The sequence below is a fragment of the Burkholderia sp. AU45388 genome (genome assembly GCF_030481585.1).
Lineage (GTDB): Bacteria > Pseudomonadota > Gammaproteobacteria > Burkholderiales > Burkholderiaceae > Burkholderia > Burkholderia sola.
Map to the genome: position 1 here is coordinate 451,616 of NZ_JAUJPV010000002.1, position 20,270 is coordinate 471,885.

The window sequence follows — 20,270 nt, forward strand, 5'->3', positions numbered from 1 at the left end:
CTTTTTCTGCTTGATTCGCCGGCGGCCGAGCAGGGCCGGCACGCCGGCCCGAAACGCGTCACAATGCGCGTTCGGCACCCGATCTGGTGGAGACCATCAATGAGCGATCCGATTCTTGCCGCGCCGACGGACAACGGCGTCCCCGTCAGCCTGCGCTCCAGCCGCGGGCTCGGCTGGCGCGGCTTCGGCGCGTCGCTGCTGGAAATTCGCGCGGGCACGTACCGGATTCCGGCAGCCGCGCATCACCGGATCGGCGTGCATATCGGTGCGCCGGTGCGCGCGGATTGCGTGTGCGACGGCGAGCGCGTGTCGCGCATCCAGGCGCACGGCGACGTCGACGTGATTCCGGCCGGCCTGCCCGGCCAATGGACTGACAGCGCAGATTGCCGGATCCTGCACATCGCGCTCAGCGACACGTTCGTGCGACGCACCGTCGAACAGCTCGAACTGAAGCCGTCGCATGCGCAAATCCGCCGGCGGCTGCAGGTGCGCGACCCGCGGCTGCAGCACATCGCGTGGGCGATGGCCGCCGAACTCGAAGCGGAAGACGCATCGGATCCGCTCTACGCGGAAAGCCTGTGCACGGCGCTCGTCGCGCGGCTGGTCGACGGCCAGCCGGCGTTTCGCGAACGCCGGCGCACGCTGGCGCCGAAGGCCGCGGCGCGCGTGATCGACTATGTCGAGGCGAATCTCGACCGGCGCATGACGCTGGCCGAACTGGCGGCGCTCGTGTCGATCAGCGTGCCGCATTTCAAGGTGCTGTTCCGCGAAACGCTCGGGATGCCCGTGCACCAGTACGTCGTGCGGCGCCGGGTGGAGCGCGCGAAGGCGCTGCTGCTCGAAGGCCGGCTCAGCATCAGCCAGATCGCGCTGGAAGCCGGGTTTGCGCATCAGAGCCACATGGCGAACTGGATGAACCGCTTGCTGGGCGCGACGCCGACGGAGATTGCGCGGTCGGGCGCGCGGGGCGGGTTGCGGCTGGCTTATGACGGTGAGGATGGCGGGAGAGACGCATAACGCAACAGCGGTGCACGGGCGTTGCATTTGAGCCGAGGGTAATTGTTCAACAGGTTGTTGGACAATTACTGCATTCACCTTCTCCGGTTTTGACGCGCTTGCATCGGAGCCCCCCGCATGGCTACGGCCGCTCAACGCGTCATCCTTTCCTGCTCGATTCATCCCTCCGTGAGCGCCTTCGCGGCCGCGCATGCCGACAATCACAACACTTTCATCCATCAGGAGCGAATCGTGTTCGTGATCTTCGGCGCATCCGGCAACGTCGGCCTGTCCACCGTGACAGCCTTGCGCAACGCAGGCCATTCCGTGCGCGCGGTGCTGCGCGACGCACGTCATCGTGAACGTTTCGTGCAGCTCGGCTGCGATGTCGCGATCGCGGGCCTGGCGGACGCGAACGCGATCGCCGCGGCGATCGACGGGGCGCAGGCCGTGCAGCTACTGTGCCCGGCTCCGGCCGTCGATCCCGATCCGGCCGCGACGATGACGAGAACGATCGATGCAGCGACCGCCGCGCTCGCCGCGAATCCGCCGCCGGCATTGCTTGCGTTGTCGGACTACGGCGCGGAGCTCGAAGGCAATACGGGTATCACGCGTCTGTTCCGCGACTTCGAGGCACGTCTGAAGACGATCCCGACGCAGTTGACGCTGCTACGCTCAGCCGAGCATCTGCAGAACTGGGCGCGCGCGTTGCCGGTCGCGCTCGGCACGGGCGTGCTGCCGAGCTTCCACCACCCGGTCGGCAAGGTATTTCCGACGGTCTGGGCGCCCGACGTGGGCGTCGTCGCGGCGAGGCTGCTGCTCGATGCACCGGAAGGCGGAAGCGGGCCGCGCATCGTCAGCGTCGAAGGGCCGCGGCGGGTGAGCGTGACGGCGATCGCGGATACGTTGGGCGCCGTGGCGCGCCGCGCGATCGTCGCGCACGCGTTGCCGCGCGATACGTGGAGCGCGACGCTCCTGCGTGCCGGGCTCAGCGAACGTCATGCACAGCTGATCGTCGATCTGTACGACGTGCACAACGCTGGGCGCATCGATGTGGAAGCCGACGTGTCGGAGCGGGTGTACGGGACGACGACGCTGGAGGAAGCGCTTGCCGTGCTGGTGCGCGCGCATGCGGCGCGGGCGTGCAGCGGGTAACCGGCATCTGGTGTCCATATCGACGGACCGGGATTGGCAAGTTGCGAAACCCGGCCCGGACGTGAGGGAGCACTTCAATCGTGCCCGACACATCGGCGTTTCAACCACATGCGTCCGGGAGGCTCGAAATATGTACCGAACCGCACAAGTCCGGCTTTTTTCAGATGGCACGTCATTTCAAAACTCACCAGCACGCCGGGATCGTCGTTTTCGAGGATGGCGACGTCGATGGAGCGGATACGAGGCTCATATTTCACGAGCGTCGCCTCCATCTGCTGCTTGAGCATGTGGGCTGACGCGGGTAGCGCCTTGTAGATGTTCGTCAGATCCGGCAGACCATAGTCCGGCAGATGTTTCAGCGCACCGGCTCGCGTGTTCAGGATGCGCTGCACATTCTGCTGGACGCTCATGCACTCGAGTGTCCGGTCGTCGTAAGCATCGAGCGGCTCACCGCCGATCTGGCCGAGCAGCATGTCGTGGAGAGAGGGACGCGCCTGCATGATCCTGGCCTCCGGTTACGGGGTCGCGCGGGTCGGCTTCGTCGCGCCCGCCACGACGTTGCTTCGGTCGATGAAATCGATCGTCACGCTCGCTTCGGCCGAGCTCGACAACACGATCCTTTCCGGCGCGGCCCCGGCCGCCATGCGCGCAAGCAGTTCACGCGACACGTTCGGCAAAATCCGCTGGTTGAGGAACGCATCGACGTTGCGCGCACCGGACTCGCGCGCGAGGCAAAGCTCGGCCATCGTGTCGATCAATGATGCGTCGCACGCCAGCTCGACGTCGTGTTGCCGGCGCAGGCGGTCGGCGACCTTCGACAGCTTGAGCCGCACGATCGACGCGAGTGCGGCGGCATCGAGCGGCCGATAGACCAGCGACTGGAAGCGCGCGAGCAGCGCGGGCTGGAAGTGCGCCACGAGCTGCGGGTGGATCGACTCGAGCAGCGCCGCCTGGGAAACCCGCGGATCGTCGGCGGTCATCTCGTCGATTCGTGCGCTGCCGAGATTGGACGTCATCAGAATCACGCAATTGCGGAAGTCGATCTCGCGTCCTTCGCCGTCGCGCATCATGCCGCGGTCGAACACTTGATAGAACATGTCGAGCACGTCGCGGTGGGCTTTTTCGACTTCATCGAGCAGCACGACGCCGTACGGCCGCTGTCGCACGGCTTCGGTCAGGATGCCGCCGCGTCCGTAGCCGACATAGCCTGGTGGCGAACCTTTCAGTTGCGACACCGTGTGTGCTTCCTGATATTCCGACATGTTGATCGTCGTGAGGGCGGCCTCGCCGCCGAACAGCAGGTCGGCCAGGGCCAGCGCCGTTTCGGTCTTGCCGACGCCCGATGGCCCAGCGAGCAGAAAGACGCCGAGTGGCGCATGTTCATTCTTGAGCCCTGCCTTCGCGGTGCGCAGGCTCTCCGCGAGCGCAGCCAGCGCATCGTCTTGCGCGACCACGCGCGTCGCCAGTTGCCGTTCGAGATTCAGCAGGCTCAGCAGTTCGTCTTCGACGAGGTTGCCGACCGGCACACCCGTCCATTCCGCGACGACACGTGCGACGGCCGCTGCATCGACGTCGACCGAGATCAGCGGTGCGTTGCCTTGCCGATCGGCGAGTAAGCGTCTGATGTCATCGAGCTGGCCGCGGCTGGACGCCGAGCCGCCTTCGGCGACCTCCGCTCGACGCTGGTGAACGAGGCGGACCAGTTCGCGTTCGCCGACATGGCGCGCCTGCAGGCCGGTCAGGATGTTCCGCGCCTGGGAAAGCGCGTCCTCCAGCGTCGCGCGCCGGGGCGCAATGTCATCGATACCGGCCTGCGCGTCCGCGTCGAGCGTCGCCCGTTCGAGTTCGAGGGCGGAGACGGCGGCGCGCGCGCGTTGCAGTTCCGGGGGCGGCGATTCGAGCCCCATGCGCACCCGCGCGGCAGCGGTATCGATCAGATCGACTGCCTTGTCCGGCAGTTGCCTTGCGGGAATATAGCGTCGAGAGAGTTTCACTGCCGCGATCAGCGCATCGTCCCGAATGTGCACGTTGTGATATTCCGCATAGCGGGTCTTCAGGCCGCGCAGCATCAGGCATGCCGCATCGTCGTCGGGTTCGCCGACCTTGATGATCTGGAAACGGCGCTCGAGCGCGGCGTCGCGCTCGAAGAATTCCTTGTATTCCGACCATGTCGTCGCCGCGATCGTACGCAGTTCGCCGCGGGCGAGCGCCGGTTTGAGCAGGTTCGCGGCGTCGGCGCCGCCGGCGGCATTGCCCGCGCCGATCAATGTGTGCGCTTCGTCGATGAAGAGCAGGATCGGCTCCGGTGAAGACTGAACCTCGTCGATGACGTTCTTCAAGCGTTGCTCGAATTCCCCTTTCACGCCGGCGCCGGCCTGCAACAGGCCCAGATCGAGTGTCAGGATGCGCACGTCGCGAATCACGTTCGGGACGCTTGCCTCGGCGACGCGTAGCGCGAGGCCTTCGACGAGCGCGGTTTTGCCGACGCCCGGTTCGCCGACGAGGATCGGATTGTTCTTGCGCCGACGCGCGAGCACGTCGACCATTTGCTGAATTTCGCGATCGCGGCCGAATACCGGATCGATCTCGCCGCGTCGAGCTTTGTCTGTCAGATCGATCGCGAAGCGGGAGAGGGCGTCGCCGTCCGTGGTTCGGCAGGGCGTGCGCGTTGCTGCCGCGACGGGGGCGGCCGATTCTGGCGTCTGATGGGCCGCGGGGACGATCGGAGGGGCATCCGCACCGTTTTCGACGTCGTTCGCACGCGAGCGCTCGCATGAACGATGAGCAAGGCGCGGCAGGACGCGCCGGATCTGCGTGCTGCTGACGGACAGCAGAGGCCACGCGTTTTGCGCGCGCAGTACGTGGGGCCTATTGACGATCGCCTGCAGCAGGTCGCCGGACCGGATGGCCGCGTCGTCTGTCTCGGACGCAGCGTGCAGCCATGCGTCCTGCAGCACGGTCGCCAGTTGCGGAGACAGGGCCGGCTTGCCCCGAAGATTGCGTGGAAGATGCTCGATCGACGCGAGCAGCGCATCCCAGACGGTGTCGATATCGATGCCGTAGTGCCGCAGAATCGCCGGGATGTCTCCGTCACCGGCCTCGATCAGCTTCAGCAGCCAGTGCTCGACGGTGATCTCGTCCGCGAGACGGGTCTGGCATAAGCTCACGGCCGCTTCGAGCGCCTTCGCGCAGTGCGGATTGAGTCGGCGGAGCAGGTGGGTCGTGTCGCGCGGGGTCATGTCGATGCCTGGAGAGGGAAGGGGCGACGCGCAGTCGTTGGCCGGACTGGGTCTCGGGAACAGGAAGGCCAGCCTGAGCCGGTCAGGCTGGCAAAAGAACCGCTCGAGGCGCCGGCGGTTCGACCGTCGATAGGGATCAGGACCGCTCGTTCCAGGTGTCCTTGTGGATAATGTTGCCGTCCTTGTACGACCAGGTGATCGTTTCGTAACGAAGCTCCACGTTTTCGAGGTGGTTGTGCTTCTCGTAGGCCGGATTCTTGATGTCGTGCATGACCGGATTCACGGCGACGATCTTCACGTTGTCGAGCTTCGTGTTGAAGTACTCCTTCTCCTTGCCCGCATCGTCGATCTTGTACCACTTGATCTCGACCGACTTGAGCGTCTGGCCGCTCGTCACGGCCTTGTACAGATACGGCGTCGACGCGTCGGTTTCCTTCGTCAGCGTGATCGGCTTGTGGACGCGCGTGCCGGTCAGCTTGCCGGTATTGCCGTCGGTCGGGATATGTACGCCGTGGTCGAATGCGACGAGTTCGACGCTGCCTTCGCGTTCCTGAACCGTCACCGAGCCCTTGATGTCGGCGCCGCCGTCGTCCTTGAGCCACATGTAGGCCGGAATTGCCATTGCCTTGCTCCTTTATATTTCACTGTACGTACTACTAAACTCGCCAGGAGCGGGCCCCTGGGCTTGAGAATCCCGAAGCGGGTTGCTTCGGGGGCTGAGCCTGGATTGCTACCTTCCCGTGTCCGGTACGAGGGTAATTTCCACGCGACGGTTTCGCGCGCGTCCGTCGGGGGTGTCGTTGCTCGAGAGCGGGCGCGTCATGCCGTAGCCTTGAATCGCAAACCGGGTCGCGGAAATGCCGGATGCGTCGACCAGCCAGTCGCGCACGGCTTCCGCGCGCGCGGTCGAAAGCTTCAGGTTGCTGTCCGGATTGCCCACGTTGTCGGTGTAGCCGGCGACGAGGATGCGTTTATCGGGATGCGCGTGGATCATGTCGAGCGCGCCGACCATTGCACGGTTCGACCCCGGCTTCAGCAGTGCCTTGCCACTGTCGAACAGCGACATGCTGTCGAGCGAGACGACGGCGGGAGGAGGCGGCGGCGGCTCGTAAGATGCGATCGCGTTGTTCAGCATGGGGATCAGCTGCGCGCCCCGATACATGCCGAACGACAGGCGCAGCGGAATACCGGTGCGCGCGTAGCGATCGAGTTGATCGCGATCGGCCACGAGCGCCTGCAGTGCGTCCCGCTTTGCGGTGTCGTGCGTTTCCGGGATCGTCGAATAGCGGCCGAGATCGGCGGCGATACGATCCAGCAGCGCTTCGTTGTTCTTGGCCGCACCCCAGAATGCGACGGTAGCGGCGCAGGCGAGCAGGGCGAGTGCGTGGCCCACGGCGGCTTGACGGGGAGACGTCCGGTATCGTCGCGGTATCGCTTCGATCAGCGATTGCGGGAGCGGCCACGGCGTCGGCGAGGCGGTGGTGGTGACACGCGCCACTTGCGTCTGCATTTCGACATCGCGTTCCCACGGGTTCCGACATGCGCTCGCCGGTCCGTAGTCAATCCAGCCGGAACCGAACGGCGCCCATGGCGATGCGGGTTGTTGTCGGTCCGTCAGTGCGCCGAAAACCACGCGCTGCGTCCAGCCGACGATGGAGGCCAGCGCGGCGGCGCGTGCCGCTGCAACGCAATCGCCGGCCGCGCGCTGAACCTGGTTTTCCGCCGCGCGAACCACGGATTCGAAACGTTCGCCGACCGCGAGGCGGGTGGCCGACGACACGCCGTACCACACCGGCGTCGAGCGGTCGACGGGGCCAGTGGTGAGGCGCTGGTACACCGCGACATAGCCCGGCAGTCGCGTACCCAGCATGCGAGCGGCATCGCCGACGGCCTGCCGCACGGCACGCAGATTCTGGGTCAGCGTGTCGGTTTCCGCGTGCAGCGCAGGCGCGACCGACAGCACGACGCCGTCCGGGGCCCGCCCGCCGCGCCACTGCCGGACTGCAACGGCCATGCGCGGCAGATCCTGAGCGCGATCGACGCGCAGCCAGATGCCGCCGTCGCCGAGGTGTACGCGACGGACTTCTCCCATACGGTCGAACAGTGCGGGCAGTCCGTCGCCGGTCACCAGCACGAGCGGCATGCGCGTGCGCTGCTTCACCGGAATGTCGGCTGTCGCCGCGCCCAGCGCGGTCAGCACATGTGCGCTCTGGCTACGCGCGCGGCCAAGCGTGCACGTACACCACACCATCAGCGCGAGCGCGGCAATCCCGACGATGGCCGAAAGTGCCCATGCGACGCCGGACCCGAGCGGAAGTACCAGCCAGGTCACCGCGAGCGCCAACACGGTTGCGAACGCGACCATGAGCCGCGACGGATACCCGAGGCCTTCGTGCCCGCGATCAGGCGGCCGCTTCGATTCCGTGGAGAGAACAGACAGGTCGGATTTCACGGGCGAACGGCTTTTGCCGCCACAAGATGTGCGAGCTGTCCGTCGAGAGTGGCGGACCAGATGCTCCATACGATCGTGGCAGCCGCGCATGCGAGTCCGGCGATCGCCCAAGGAGACAGCCGGTAGAACCAGTCGGATAAGCGCCGTCCGACGCGATCCGCGATGAATGGCCGATCGGGGGCGGGGCGCAGCGTCTCCAGTCTGGCATTTAAAGACGCGATCAGCGCGATCCGCTCGGCTTCGCCGTCACGGGCGTACCGGCCGACGAATCCCATTCCGAGGATGGCCGAGTAGCACTCGAGCAACGCGACGGGCGGCGCTGGGTCGCGCATGCGCGCGTCGAGCCGATCGAACACGCGTTCACCGGCTTCGTGCAGGTTGAACTGCTCCACCTGCAGCGGCTCGCGCTCCCATGCGGACCGGGATTCGCCAGGCAAGTGTCGCAGCGCTACTTCGTCGAGCAGCCCGCACTGTGCGACGAGCGCCTCGTTGCGCACGTCGTCCGGAAACCCCCGGTGCTGCAGCGCGCTCGCGAATTGCTCGACAAGCTGCTTGCAGCGCGCTCGCAACGCGACCGCGTCCTGAGTCTGTCCGCCCGAGGCGAGCGTGGTCACAAGCAGTGCGGTGTCGCGCAGCAGATCGCGCATCCCGTCGCCGGGGAGGTTACTGGCGCCCGTCGTGTTCGGCATCAGGGCGGTATCGCTTCGATTGGAGGTCAACACATTCATGAACGCAGCACCGCATAGAGTTCGAGCGAGGCGTCCGGTACCGACGCGGGCAGATAGATCTGGCAGGCTCGCGCAGCGAGCATCTTCGCGTGCACGGCGCTGGACGCGTCCAGCGCGAAATAGTGATTGTCCAGACGCACAGGGATCGCGCCTGGCACGCGCTGGACAGCCTTGAGCGGGACGCCAAGCAAAGCCGAATTGACGATGTGTTCGACGTCGTCGGGGGCGCCGATCTTGCATAGCCGTGGAAACTGCTCGATCAACTCGAATGCGGGCATCGGCGCGTTGACCGACAGGTACCAGTCGGCGGCATCCGCGACGATCCGCTCGTCGAGGAACTGGCCAGTCCACGTGGTCGGCCCCTTGCGGGTGAGGCCGATCGACACGACCCGCGACGGAATGATGGCGTCGAGCAGCGCGCGAATCAGCGATTCCAGTTTCGCGAACACCTCGTCGGCGCGCACATGGTCGTACACCGGAATATCGGTGAGTTGCGCTTCGGTCGAGAATGTCATCAGCGCGCTCGTCAGTTGCGCGAGTGCCGTGTACAGATGCTCCGGAGGGCGGCTCGGATGCGCAGCGAACAGTCGCAACTGAGGCCATGCCGCGTGGATGCAATGAAGCAGCCAGAAGAGTTGCACGTCGGCCACGCCGTATTCCGCGACGTCGGTCATGCGTTCGCTACGACGCGTACCGAGCGCGAGGGTCCGGGCGTGAAGGATGTCCGTCAGACGATTGATCCGCTCGACGTGCAGCGGATGGCTGGCGAGCGTGAGGCACGGCGGCACGAACTGTCGATCGACCTGGAACTGGCCGCCGGCGCCGCGCGTCAGTCGCGCGATCGCGCAGATTGTGTCGTCGGCGTGCGACTCGAAGTCGAACACGAGCCGTACTGCATGCCGTTCGACCGCGATTTCGGCTTCGGCGGTCCCGTTCAGGTCCGCGACCTTGACGAATTCACGGTAAGCGCGCCGCGGGCGGGCGAGCGACGCCTCGTCGAAACGGCAGTTGCTGCCATTCGCATCCGGCAACGCAAGCGCCGCGAACACCACGACGCTTTGCAGGTCCGCCGGCACACCTTGCGTCAGGTCGCGCGCAGGCGGCAGCGTATCGGCGACGGACGTATCGATCGGCGTGCCGTCCGGAAAACACAGCTGCAGGCGGGCGAGTTTCAGGCGCCCTGTCGACAGCGCTTCTTCGTCGACCTCGACGGCAAGCGTTCCCCACGGCTGTGCGACAGCCGCGCAGGCGTACTGACGTAGCGCAAATTCGGCCCATCTATCCTGTTGCTGAAAATGCTGCTGGGTCAGGATGAGGCCCTCGTGCCATAGCGGCTTCGCGATTCGCATGGTCTCTCGTGTGGTTTGTTTGTTCGTTATTCAAGTCAAGGGCGTAACCTATACACGACATCTTTTCGGATGTGCAATCGATTTTTAGAATGACCATATAGCCCGGTTTACTAATTGGATGGTGTGAAATGTGAACGAATTTCACAATCCATCGGGAGTTTATTTTTGAGATATGTGGTTTGGTTGGTGAATTGGAGAGCCGTGGGAAAGGATGGCGTGCGATCGGTGGGAAGCGCGCGGATCACCGTGTAGAAAGGGTTTTCGCGTGATTATCGGTCGCTTCGATTAGCGATCGTTCGGATCGAACGTCATTTATCTCGAAAATAGTCGGTGCTTTTTGAGTTTGTAAATTGTTTCGGAATGTTTGCGATTTTTTGCATTTGATTGTTGTGGTTTTTTGAGCGACTCGCTTTGACTCGCTCGGAGTTTGACGTGTATAAATCCCGAGCGATTTCGTCGAGCGGACGGAGGCCATGCGATGAAAGATCAATCGGGGCACGCTGCGCATTGCGTTCACGGCTGATATATCGAAGAGACCATCGCGACGAACACGCCGTGCGCCCACCAATGCCTGACCATCACTAAATAAGGATTGCAAATGGATAGCTTCCAGAGAGAAATTCCGAAGAGCCGCGTCTCGATTACGCTGGATCTGCATACGGGCGGGGCCCAGAAGAAGGTCGAGCTGCCGTTGAAGCTGCTCGTTGCCGGCGACTTCAGCGCGGGCCGCGAACAGGCGCCGCTGGCCGAGCGCAAGAAGGTCAATATCGACAAGAACAACTTCGACGCGGTCCTGGCCGACCATGCACCGGATCTCAAGATTGCCGCGGAGAACACCCTGGCCGGCGACGGCTCCGAACTGCCGGTGAATCTTTCGTTTCGCTCGATGAAGGATTTCGAGCCCGAGCAGGTTGCTCGCCAGATTCCCGGACTGCAAGCGATGCTGGCGATGCGCAATCTGCTGCGCGACCTCAAGTCGAATCTGCTCGACAACGGCATGTTCCGCCGCGAGTTCGAGAAGATCCTGAAGGACAAGCGCCTGTCCGACAAGCTGCGCGGCGAACTGGGACAAATCGCTACGGCAACCCTGCAACAGGAAGGCCATGCGTGAGCGCGGCCGGCCCAAGACGGCCGTCACCGCCTCCCGCAACCACGCAGCCATACCAAACGTGACTAAGAGAAACATGAACCAGAATGAATCGCGCCAGGGCGCCACGGAAACCATCGCGCTCGACAACGACAGCGTCTACGCCGCGCTGTGCAACAAGATCAACCTGAAGCCGGTCGCCGAGGCTCGGCCGCTCGAAGCGTTTCGCGACAACGACGCATTGTCGGAAGCATCGGCCGACGAACGGGTCGCACGCGGCATGGACGCGCTGCTCAACCTGATCGCGAAGGAAAGCAAGCCGGTCGATCGACTCGACAAGTCGCTGCTCGATTTCTACATCGGGCAGCTTGACCGGCAGATCAGCCGCCAGCTCGACGCGGTCATGCATGCGCCGGATTTCCAGGCGCTCGAAGGTCGCTGGCGCGGGCTGAAGATGCTCGTGTCGCGCACGGACTTTCGCAAGAACGCCCGCATCGAGGTGCTGGATGTATCGAAGGATGCGCTGCAGCGCGACTTCGAAGATTCGCCGGAACTGATCCAGAGCGGCCTGTATCGTCTCACGTATATCGAGGAGTACGACACGCCGGGCGGCCAGCCGATCAGTGCAATGATCAGCGATTTCGAATTCGCGAACTCGCCGATGGATGTCGCGCTGCTGCGCAATATTTCGAAGGTCGCGGCTGCGGCGCATATGCCGTTCATCGGCTCGGTGGGCGCAGCATTCTTCGGCAAGAAGTCGATGGAAGAAGTGGCATCCATCCAGGATATCGGCAACTACTTCGATCGTGCCGAGTACATCAAGTGGAAGAGTTTCCGCGACACCGACGATGCACGTTACGTCGGCCTGACGATGCCCCGCGTGCTCGGCCGTTTGCCGTATGGCAAGGACACGACGCCGGTGCGTGCGTTCAACTACGAAGAGGCGGTGAAGGGCCAGGACCACGACAAGTATCTGTGGGTCAACGCGTCGTTCGCGTTCGCGGCCAACATGGTGCGCAGCTTCGTCAGCAATGGCTGGTGCGTGCAGATTCGAGGCCCACAGGCGGGCGGCAAGGTGGAAGACCTGCCGGTTCACCTGTATGACCTCGGCACCGGAGTGCAGCCGAAGATTCCGACCGAAGTGCTGATCCCGGAAACACGCGAGTTCGAGTTCGCGAATCTCGGCTTCATTCCGCTGTCGTTCTACAAGAATCACGACTTCGCATGCTTCTTCTCGGCCAGCTCGACGCAAAAGCCGGCGCTGTACGAGACGAAGGAGGCGACGGCCAACAGCCGCATCAATGCGCGCTTGCCGTACATCTTCCTGCTGTCGCGCATCGCGCACTACCTGAAGCTGATTCAGCGCGAGAACATCGGCACGACCAAGGATCGGCGTCTGCTCGAGCTCGAGCTGAACAACTGGATCAAGGGGCTCGTGACCGAGATGAAGGATCCGGGCGACGAACTGCAGGCGTCGCACCCGCTGCGCGAGGCGAAGGTGACGGTCGAGGACATCGACGACAACCCCGGCTTCTTCCGCATCAAGCTCTTCATCATCCCGCACTTCCAGGTCGAGGGCATGGACATCGGGCTGTCGCTCGTGTCGCAGATGCCGAAGGCCAAGGGCTGATCCGATGTTTCATGCACCTGCCGGGGCGTTGATGGCTGCCCCGGCGGTGCCGATATGTTCGTGCACCTGAGAGAAATCCATGTCGATGATACTGCCGTCGCAGGCTTATGAATTGAAGCTGGCGCCTCATCCGGCGCCGACGTCCGTGCTGCGGTTTACGGGCCGGGACGCCGTGAGCGAGCTGTACCGCTACGACATCGAATTCACGAGCCCGATGGCGGGTATCCCGATGGATCAAGTTATTGGCCGTCCTGCAAAATTCATCGTCGCGCCGGTCGATCCGAATTTCGACTACCTGCGCAGGATGTTTGGCGAGAACGCCGGCCAATTCAGCACGATGGCGCCGGCGTATACGATCCACGGCGTCATCACGCAGTTCGACGAGTTCGGCAGTTCGGCCGATCAGACCCACTATCGCGTGCGGCTCGAGCCGAAGCTCGCAGACTTGAACCGGGGTGTCACGAGCAGGTTGTTCCAGAAGCAGTCCGTCGAGGAGATCGTGACCGACACGCTGCGTCATTACGGTTACCGGGCCGGGGTCGATTTCCTGTTTCAGTTGCGCGGCGAATACAAGCGGCGCGAGTACGTTACCCAATATCACGAAACGACATTCGCCTTCATTCAGCGCCTTTGCGCGGAAGAAGGACTCTGGTTCCGCTGGGAGCAGAAGAAGGATCACGCCGTGATTGTGTTTGGCGATGATCTGGATGCTTACGCGCGGAAGCAACGCACCGTGTCGTACCGGAGAGACTCGGGGCTCGAAAGTTCCGGCGCGGACGCGATCAAGACGCTCGAGAAGCGGACTCGACGCGTGCCCGAAGCCGTGCGTCTGCACGACTACAACCATCGGCAGGCCGGTGTGTCGCTGCTGGTCGAGGAAAACGCCGCGCGCGACGACACGACGACGAGTGGCATCGATTACCGCTGGGGTGAGCACTATGAGACGCCGGAAGAGGGTAAGGGCGTGGCTCGACGACGTCACGACGCGCATCTCGCCACGCAGATCACGTTCAAGGGCACCGGTAATCCGTTCTGGCTCGAAGCCGGTGAAGTCATGCGGATCGAGCCGAACCCCGCCGACGCGAAGCATGGGGTCTTCATCACGGAGGTTCAGTCGCAGGGCGGTCGCGATCAGTCGTATTGGATGACGTTCGAGGGGATTCCGTCCGATCGTGTGTGGCGCACGTCCATCGATGCGATCAAGCGACCGGCGATCGACGGGATTCTGCCCGCGCGCATTACCTCTCCCGGGGATTACAAGTACGCGTATCTGACCGAACAGGGCTGGTATGTGATCAAGCTGCCGTTCGATCTCGATGAGTGGAGTCCGGGCGGCACGAGCCGGCCGGTGCGGTTCGCAAAGCCGTATAGCGGTGACGACTATGGGCATCATTTTCCGCTGATCGATGGGGCGGAGGTGGCTGTTGTTTTCACGCAAGGTCATCCGGATCGGCCGGTGATTATCGGGGCGATGCATGACAGCCTGCATCCGGATCTCGTCACTAGTCGGAATCACACCCGGAACCTGATCCGTACCGCCGCGCGGAACGAGATGCGGATGGAGGATAAGGAGGGTGGCGAGCATATTCATCTGACGACGCCGTTTCAGACCAGTGAGCTGAACCTTGGGCACATGGTCGATGGTGAGTGCAAGGAGCGCGGACAGGGCGCGGAGTTGCGCACCGACGGCCCGGCGGCGATTCGGGGATCGAAGGGCGTGTTGGTTAGCGCAGAAGGACAGCCGAACGCCGCAGGCCCGCAGCTCGCGATGCAGGACGCCGACGCGACGCTTGAGCAGGCCGAACAGATCCTGAGTGCACTCAACGACTCGGCGAACGCGGCAAAGGCGCTACAGGCCGACATCGATCAACAGCGCGTGTTGATCCAGCAAAAGCTCCAACGGCTTCAGAAGCCGGTCCTCGTCGCAACCGCTCCCGACGGCGTCGGGCTCGTCAGCGGGCAGCAGATGCAGCTTGCCGCCCGCAAGCAGATGTTTGTGACCGCCGGCGACGGGCTCGACATCGGCGTGATGAAGCGTATCGCAGTGGCGGCCGGTGAGGCGATCTCGCTTTTTGCAGCGAAGCTCGGGATTCGCATCTTCGCAGCGAAAGGCAAGGTCCAGCTGCAGGCGCAGTCCGACGCGATGGAATTGATGTCGATGCAGGACATGACAGCGAGCTCGTCGGATGGCAAAGTGATCATCACCGGTCGCAAAGGCGTCACGCTCGGCGATGGGGCCGGCGCCTACATCAAGCTCTCGGGCGGCAAGATCATTCTCGGCAGTCCCGCTGGAGAAATCGAACTCAAGGGGAATCTGACCGTCGTCGACCCTGACGGCGGCAGTTTCAAATTCCCGACATGGGCTGCGGCACCCGTCAACGACGTGAAGCACGCAATGAACTTCGGATTCTCCGAATAACGGACAACCATGGCAACTCAACCCAAACCGAAGACGCCGCAATCACCTACGCCGGCTCCGGCCAAGATAAAACCGCTGCCGTTCGCCTTTCCGTTTCTTCGAAAGGGACGGGGCAAGTCCGAGGCTTCCGCGCAATTTACCGATGAGCACGAGATCTACCGTCTCCTGGCCGAACGCGAGCCATCAGGCGCGTATCTCGTGAGCCGCAAGGGCATGTGGCATGGTGGCATCCACGTCACCGAGGCAGGCGCCGGGCAATCGTTGGATATCGACGCGGGCCTGCGCTGCATTGCCGACGGCACGCTGATTGCATTTCGCGCCAACAAGACCTATCCAGTCAGCGAATTCGGCAAGGCCGGGAGCGAGACGCCCGTTCAGGCGCCTTACAGCACGGGCTTCGCGCTGGTGCGGCATACGATGGAGTTTCCGCGTGATGCGAAGCTGACGTTTTACAGCCTGTACATGCACCTGATGTCGTGGGAGGACTACGCAAACTTCCCGAAGCGGAGCAAGCCGTCGTACTGGCCACGGCAATGGCAGGTCACGCAGTACGCGCAGGACCAGCCGTCGCCGGGTCGTAACGGGCAGGTTCCCGATGAGTCGCAACAGGGGCTGCGGGTTCGAAAAAGCTATCCGCGCGGCGAAATCATTGGCCTCCTGCCGCAGGGTGCGAGCGTCAGCATCGGCAAGCAGGAAAAGGGTTGGGGGCAAGTGACGGATATGTGCGACGCATCGCTGTTTGCCCCCGAAGCTGGCAGCTATGTCGAGCCGGCCGACGCCGTTGGTGGCTGGGTTTTTATCGGCCAGGAAAACGGTGGACCAACCGTCGAGGAGGTCATGCAGGATTTGGAGTTCGACCGAGTAATCGTCACGACAGAACAGACGATTCGGCCGGGCGATCCGCAAGGAGCCGGAGGCGGAATACCGATCAAGGCTGGCGACCTGATCGGCCATCTTGGCCGCTACGATTCGCTGAACAAATGCATGTCCGGTACCCGGATGGCGCACATCGAAGTGTTCTGCGACGACGGCATTCAGTTGTTCCTGGAGCAGGGGCGCGCGTGGGTCAACCAGCACGGTCCGCAAAAAGAGGACTGGACGGCGCTGGGCCTGCCGTCGGAGCCGACGATCCTGCGGATTGCGCCGGGCACGGTGCTTTACCAACGCACCAAAGGTGACAAGTTCGTCCCGGGCGATGACCCGCAGTCGCGAAAGACGGACGCCGTTCAAGTGTATTCGCTCGCCGAGCTGGCACGTGATTCGAATCGGCGAGTTCCCGAGAAGCATCCGAATCCCAATCCGGGTTACCCGGTGAACTGGTGGCACGTCGAGGGGGTGAATGCGCTAGGTCAGCCGATCGACGGTTGGGTGTGCGACTTCAACTTCCCCGGCGGGCGGGTGACGCTGGAGTTTGCGCAGAAGTGGGTCGATTTCGAGTGTCTGGCGGAAGCCCACGATCCCACACATACGATTTTTGCGACGACCCGGAAGTGGGCGGATTACGCGAGCGGCGCCGATGCTGCGGACCTTGTTTCGCGTTCGAACATCAGTCCATTGATGCTTAAGGTGTATGACGCCCTGTTCAAGAAAGGCGACGGCAAGCAAGCGGCTGATGAACTATGCACATTGTCGCAGACCGAGCGTGGCGAATATCCGTGGCTGATGCAGGCGGCGTCCCGGTTGATTGTGAAGCACGAAAGCGAATGGGCGAATCCATCGAAGTGGAAGCAGTTGATCGCCGAGTTGGAGAAGCAGGCGGGGCCCAAGGAGCAGCACGGCGAAGAGCAAAAGCGGATCGATATGCTCGCATGGTGGGATGACGTGAAGGCTCATGTCCCCACATTTCCGTCCCCGGATGTCTTTCATTTTAATCCAATTGGCTTGGCTGGGAATTTTTCGCGAGAACCGGAGGTTATTACACTTGAAATGCTTGCGGCTGTCGATCCAAATGGCAATAAAAACTACCATAGGCAGATCCTTCCCGCGCTCAATAAATACGCAAAAGGTTATCGGGTAACTACGCCAAAGAGAATTGCTCATTTTCTCTCGCAAATCGCCGTTGAAAGTGGCTTTAAGAATATCGAGGAAGGGCTTTCATATTCTTCGAAGAGAATGAAGCAGATTTTTGGATGCAACCCTGCACCAAAGGGCAAAAAAAAGTATAGCGAAGTAGATGGGGATATTGTTTGCAATTTCGGACGAATGCGGGATAAGTTGTGGACCGAGACTAGCAAATATGAGCACAATCCAAAAAACCTCGCAAGCTATGTCTATGGCGATCGACATAAAAATGGTAATGAAGAGTCCGGCGATGGTTATAAATACCGCGGTAGAGGGTTGATACAAACAACATTTAAAGGCAACTACATGGTGCTTACGGATGAGCATAATCGACGCTTCCCGGATGATCAACGTGACTTCGTGGAAAACCCGGATCTTGTTCTTAGCGATTTGGAGTATGGGATAGAATCGGCCTTTGTTTACTGGGCTGTTACTGGAGACGTAAATAGAATTGCAGATTCCGGGAATGTCCTTGCGGTCTCGAAGGTGGTGAACGGTGGAAAAATTGGGTATTCAGAGCGCCTTGCTGCCTACAACAATGTGGCGCCAATTCTTGGGCTAAAAAACGAGGTGGCGTAGAATGTTTCCCCCAAAACTGTTGGTGGCGAGCGCAATGTCGCTCCTTCTCCCGTTCAGCGCATATGGGGGTGAACTTGTCTCGAATTGCCCGAAAGTAAATATAAATAACAGCGTTTTTGATGCCTCGGCGCTGGGGCGCAATTCTCGGATCTCCATAGAAAATGGCACACCCGAATATCCGATTGTTCTCGATCTTTACCAGTCGACAAAATGTGGGTGTGAGAAAGCTGAATTTGCGCGATATTCTGTTGAGGGAGGGGTGCCGACGGTTGAGTCAATATTTTTTATGTCTCTTGATGGTCGCGTCAATGTATTCTCCATTGTTGCGTGGGATATAAACAGCCGCGGCGATGGAACCTATGGCCGGCTCTATCAGGTGTATGCCTATTTTTTTGATAAAAATGGAGTGCTAATTGAAAATGACCGTGTTTCTCAAGATGAAGCCATGACTGGGATCGATGGATATGCTCAGGGCGCGGAGTCAAAGTTTCGATACAGAACGGCTTCTGACGTCAAGAAATACTGGCGCCATGGATCGAGATAGATGAAGGTGGCGAGTTTGGTTGGTTATCAAACAGTTGACGGGCGGACTTTCGATGCAAAGCAATTCGATGCTCAATCTGCGTGGAAACTCAGCTTTACTGTGGGGCGATGTAAGCACCTTCGCGGGATGCTATAGGATTTCAAATGATTCGTAGATCCCTATTTTTGTTCTTAGCGGTACTGCCCGCGTGCGTGCAGGCCCAGGTTAGTGTGTCGGGTGAATTAAGTGTTTTACAGTATGCCGATCGCGGGCACAACGCCTACCAATCTCTTCATTTTAAACGGTCAGATGGCGCGACGTTTACCCCTTTCGATGAAGGATTGAGATTCTATGAGTCCGACATGAACAGTTTGTCTCCGGACAAACGGTACTCGATCGTGAATTTTTTTCGCTGAGGGAGATCTCACTAATTCAAGCGGTGTGTCTTTGCATTCCGAGTATATGTGTGCCTTCGTACGTATGAAGGACGGTTGCGTTGTGCACGTGGCGCAAGACGCAGTCTGTGGGGGAGAGTGGCGACCGCCTCACCAGTGGTCTGTCAACATTGAGCCGATCTTCGATAATCCACCTAATGTAACCGACATCTATGCCGCTTACTCATCGAAACACAAAGCCGGATACCAAATTTCGCGGCCGCCAATCTTGGCATATTTGGCAGAGGGTACCGCATTTGACAATCTGCTTGCGTGCGATCCCCCAAGTGCAGGTAACAGAAGTGTTTATTCGAAATTACTTGTTCAATTACAGAAGGATGAAGACATCGAAAACGCCGACAAGCTGAAGAAGATTTTGACTGGCGGCCAGAATGGCAATTCTATCCACGTAACATCGACGGAGTCGGGTGCCTGGGTGGAGCATGCAGTGATTTCAAAGAAGGCATATCTATATGCAATGCCTAATAAATCGTCATTTACCAGGGCCTATCTCGTGAAAGGTGATTCGGTATTCGTGAATGAATCTAGCTCGTCGACGGGCTTTGTGGTGTCAAGGTATCGTCAGAAGAACAGTAACGTTATCGAACGATGGATTCGTTGTGAAGATGTGAGTGCGTGTTTCTCGGGTAATTGACTCATTGGGTCCTAATTCCATATTTGATATTTTATTAAGGTGTGCGATGTTCGGTTGCGTTAATGAGCCGGTAAGCGAGCTTGCTGCAATTGTGGGCAATGACACGAATGGCCGTGGCAGGCGCGTCGATAATTTCAAGGAAATAAACGGCCGCGGGGATTTCAATTGATTTGTCGATCACTACATGTGTCAGCTGGTCTTCTTGGTGTAATTCTTGGATGTCAAGTAGTTAATGCCGATGAGATTACATTGTGCCAACCACATGAGGAAGTCTATTTCAGTTGTCCGATTGATGGGAAAGTAGTCTCGTTGTGCGCATCGGGGAATATTGCACCAGACAATGGGTACGTGCAGTACAGATATGGAGTGCCGGGTCGTGTCGAGCTTCAGTTTCCGGAAAAACCAAACCCTCCGAGGAATTTATTCGATATTATCGATATTTCAGTGGGAAATTTGAACTTTACACACATAAAATTCATGGCCGGAGCATACGGCTACGTAATTTATCAAGGTTCACCAAGTGGGGTGTATGTAAAAAGGCACGGGGGCCTTATATCAAATCATATGTGCGCACCGGGAATTTATCAGCAGCTAAATCAACGAGTATTTCGTGGATTAAGAACGAATTCATCTGTAGATGGTGTAGATGACTGACTGCATGCTTTTCCCTTCTTCGTGTCGGGTTTGAAAACTCTCTAAAATCGATGAAAAATCTCGCATATGAAGGCGACGCAACGAGCCACGGCGGCAAGATCCTGACCGGCTCGGATCGCATCAAGGTAAAGGGTCGCCGAGCCGCACGCGTCGGTGACAAGGTCTCATGCCCGATCCACGGCGATAACGAAATTGTCGAAGGTAGCGGCAGGATGAGAGATGGCACGACGCTGCTATCGCGCGACGGCGATCACACGCGGTGTGGCGCGGAACTGATTGCGTCGACCGACGGGGCGCGGGTTCGCTAAG

15 protein-coding genes are annotated in these 20,270 nt (G+C 60.7%); 9 read left to right on the top strand and 6 right to left on the bottom strand.

Annotated features, from left to right (window positions below):
- Nucleotides 1-99: 99 nt before the first annotated feature.
- Both QZM72_RS05960 and QZM72_RS05965 read left to right on the top strand, forming a co-directional pair.
- Nucleotides 100-1,017: an AraC family transcriptional regulator gene (locus QZM72_RS05960; protein WP_301737489.1), complete on the top strand. Its 918-nt coding sequence runs from the start codon at nucleotides 100-102 to the stop codon at nucleotides 1,015-1,017.
- Nucleotides 1,018-1,248: 231 nt separating this feature from the next.
- Entirely contained in the window at nucleotides 1,249-2,151 is a 903-nt protein-coding gene (locus QZM72_RS05965) for an NAD(P)H-binding protein (protein WP_301737715.1), read from the top strand.
- 74 nt (nucleotides 2,152-2,225) lie between these two features.
- On the opposite strand, the gene tssE is transcribed toward QZM72_RS05965, so the two are convergent.
- The 6 genes from tssE to tssK all read right to left on the bottom strand — a co-directional run bounded on the left by tssE (nucleotide 2,226) and on the right by tssK (nucleotide 9,919).
- Nucleotides 2,226-2,651, bottom strand: coding sequence for a type VI secretion system baseplate subunit TssE (gene tssE / locus QZM72_RS05970; protein ID WP_089468902.1), 426 nt, complete (start codon nucleotides 2,649-2,651; stop codon nucleotides 2,226-2,228).
- 15 nt (nucleotides 2,652-2,666) lie between these two features.
- Nucleotides 2,667-5,390 carry a type VI secretion system ATPase TssH gene (gene tssH, locus QZM72_RS05975; RefSeq protein ID WP_301737490.1) on the bottom strand — a complete coding sequence of 908 codons (2,724 nt, stop codon included), beginning with the start codon at nucleotides 5,388-5,390 and terminating at the stop codon, nucleotides 2,667-2,669.
- Nucleotides 5,391-5,526: 136 nt separating this feature from the next.
- Nucleotides 5,527-6,012 (bottom strand): Hcp family type VI secretion system effector, encoded by a 486-nt coding sequence (locus QZM72_RS05980; RefSeq protein ID WP_069617558.1) that lies wholly within the window; start codon nucleotides 6,010-6,012, stop codon nucleotides 5,527-5,529.
- Between the two features lie 108 nt (nucleotides 6,013-6,120).
- A complete protein-coding gene (locus QZM72_RS05985; protein ID WP_301737716.1) occupies nucleotides 6,121-7,755 on the bottom strand; it encodes an OmpA family protein in 1,635 nt (544 codons plus the stop codon).
- 83 nt (nucleotides 7,756-7,838) lie between these two features.
- Entirely contained in the window at nucleotides 7,839-8,570 is a 732-nt protein-coding gene (locus QZM72_RS05990; RefSeq protein WP_089468906.1) for a DotU family type IV/VI secretion system protein, read from the bottom strand.
- Nucleotides 8,567-9,919 carry a type VI secretion system baseplate subunit TssK gene (gene tssK, locus QZM72_RS05995; protein WP_301737491.1) on the bottom strand — a complete coding sequence of 451 codons (1,353 nt, stop codon included), beginning with the start codon at nucleotides 9,917-9,919 and terminating at the stop codon, nucleotides 8,567-8,569. Before tssK ends, QZM72_RS05990 begins: the two co-directional genes overlap by 4 nt.
- A gap of 598 nt (nucleotides 9,920-10,517) precedes the next feature.
- Between tssK and tssB the strand changes: the two genes are divergently transcribed.
- The 7 genes from tssB (at nucleotide 10,518) to QZM72_RS06030 (ending at nucleotide 20,269) form a co-directional block, all read left to right on the top strand.
- Nucleotides 10,518-11,030 carry a type VI secretion system contractile sheath small subunit gene (gene tssB, locus QZM72_RS06000; protein ID WP_301737492.1) on the top strand — a complete coding sequence of 171 codons (513 nt, stop codon included), beginning with the start codon at nucleotides 10,518-10,520 and terminating at the stop codon, nucleotides 11,028-11,030.
- A gap of 73 nt (nucleotides 11,031-11,103) precedes the next feature.
- Nucleotides 11,104-12,636: a type VI secretion system contractile sheath large subunit gene (gene tssC, locus QZM72_RS06005; RefSeq protein ID WP_301737493.1), complete on the top strand. Its 1,533-nt coding sequence runs from the start codon at nucleotides 11,104-11,106 to the stop codon at nucleotides 12,634-12,636.
- A gap of 79 nt (nucleotides 12,637-12,715) precedes the next feature.
- The gene (locus QZM72_RS06010) at nucleotides 12,716-15,055 is read left to right on the top strand and encodes a type VI secretion system Vgr family protein (protein WP_301737494.1); all 2,340 of its coding nucleotides are present in this window, start codon (nucleotides 12,716-12,718) and stop codon (nucleotides 15,053-15,055) included.
- Between the two features lie 9 nt (nucleotides 15,056-15,064).
- On the top strand, nucleotides 15,065-17,695 hold the full coding sequence (locus QZM72_RS06015) for a glycoside hydrolase family 19 protein (protein WP_301737495.1): 2,631 nt from the start codon (nucleotides 15,065-15,067) through the stop codon (nucleotides 17,693-17,695).
- A gap of 34 nt (nucleotides 17,696-17,729) precedes the next feature.
- Entirely contained in the window at nucleotides 17,730-18,239 is a 510-nt protein-coding gene (locus QZM72_RS06020) for a hypothetical protein (RefSeq protein ID WP_301737496.1), read from the top strand.
- Nucleotides 18,240-18,722: 483 nt separating this feature from the next.
- Nucleotides 18,723-19,307 (top strand): hypothetical protein, encoded by a 585-nt coding sequence (locus tag QZM72_RS06025; RefSeq protein WP_301737498.1) that lies wholly within the window; start codon nucleotides 18,723-18,725, stop codon nucleotides 19,305-19,307.
- Nucleotides 19,308-20,011: 704 nt separating this feature from the next.
- Nucleotides 20,012-20,269, top strand: a complete 258-nt coding sequence (locus QZM72_RS06030; protein WP_089468911.1) for a PAAR domain-containing protein — start codon at nucleotides 20,012-20,014, stop codon at nucleotides 20,267-20,269.
- Nucleotide 20,270: the final 1 nt, after the last annotated feature.

Excerpts from the sequence above, each read along its gene's own strand:
- QZM72_RS05960 (WP_301737489.1), top strand. The coding sequence starts at position 100 with ATGAGCGATCCGATTCTTGCCGCGCCGACGGACAACGGCGTCCCCGTC.
- tssE (WP_089468902.1), bottom strand. The coding sequence starts at position 2,651 with ATGCAGGCGCGTCCCTCTCTCCACGACATGCTGCTCGGCCAGATCGGC.
- tssH (WP_301737490.1), bottom strand. The coding sequence starts at position 5,390 with ATGACCCCGCGCGACACGACCCACCTGCTCCGCCGACTCAATCCGCAC.
- QZM72_RS05980 (WP_069617558.1), bottom strand. The coding sequence starts at position 6,012 with ATGGCAATTCCGGCCTACATGTGGCTCAAGGACGACGGCGGCGCCGAC.
- QZM72_RS05985 (WP_301737716.1), bottom strand. The coding sequence starts at position 7,755 with ATGGTCGCGTTCGCAACCGTGTTGGCGCTCGCGGTGACCTGGCTGGTA.
- QZM72_RS05990 (WP_089468906.1), bottom strand. The coding sequence starts at position 8,570 with ATGAATGTGTTGACCTCCAATCGAAGCGATACCGCCCTGATGCCGAAC.
- tssK (WP_301737491.1), bottom strand. The coding sequence starts at position 9,919 with ATGCGAATCGCGAAGCCGCTATGGCACGAGGGCCTCATCCTGACCCAG.
- tssB (WP_301737492.1), top strand. The coding sequence starts at position 10,518 with ATGGATAGCTTCCAGAGAGAAATTCCGAAGAGCCGCGTCTCGATTACG.
- tssC (WP_301737493.1), top strand. The coding sequence starts at position 11,104 with ATGAACCAGAATGAATCGCGCCAGGGCGCCACGGAAACCATCGCGCTC.
- QZM72_RS06010 (WP_301737494.1), top strand. The coding sequence starts at position 12,716 with ATGTCGATGATACTGCCGTCGCAGGCTTATGAATTGAAGCTGGCGCCT.
- QZM72_RS06015 (WP_301737495.1), top strand. The coding sequence starts at position 15,065 with ATGGCAACTCAACCCAAACCGAAGACGCCGCAATCACCTACGCCGGCT.
- QZM72_RS06020 (WP_301737496.1), top strand. The coding sequence starts at position 17,730 with ATGTCGCTCCTTCTCCCGTTCAGCGCATATGGGGGTGAACTTGTCTCG.
- QZM72_RS06030 (WP_089468911.1), top strand. The coding sequence starts at position 20,012 with ATGAAAAATCTCGCATATGAAGGCGACGCAACGAGCCACGGCGGCAAG.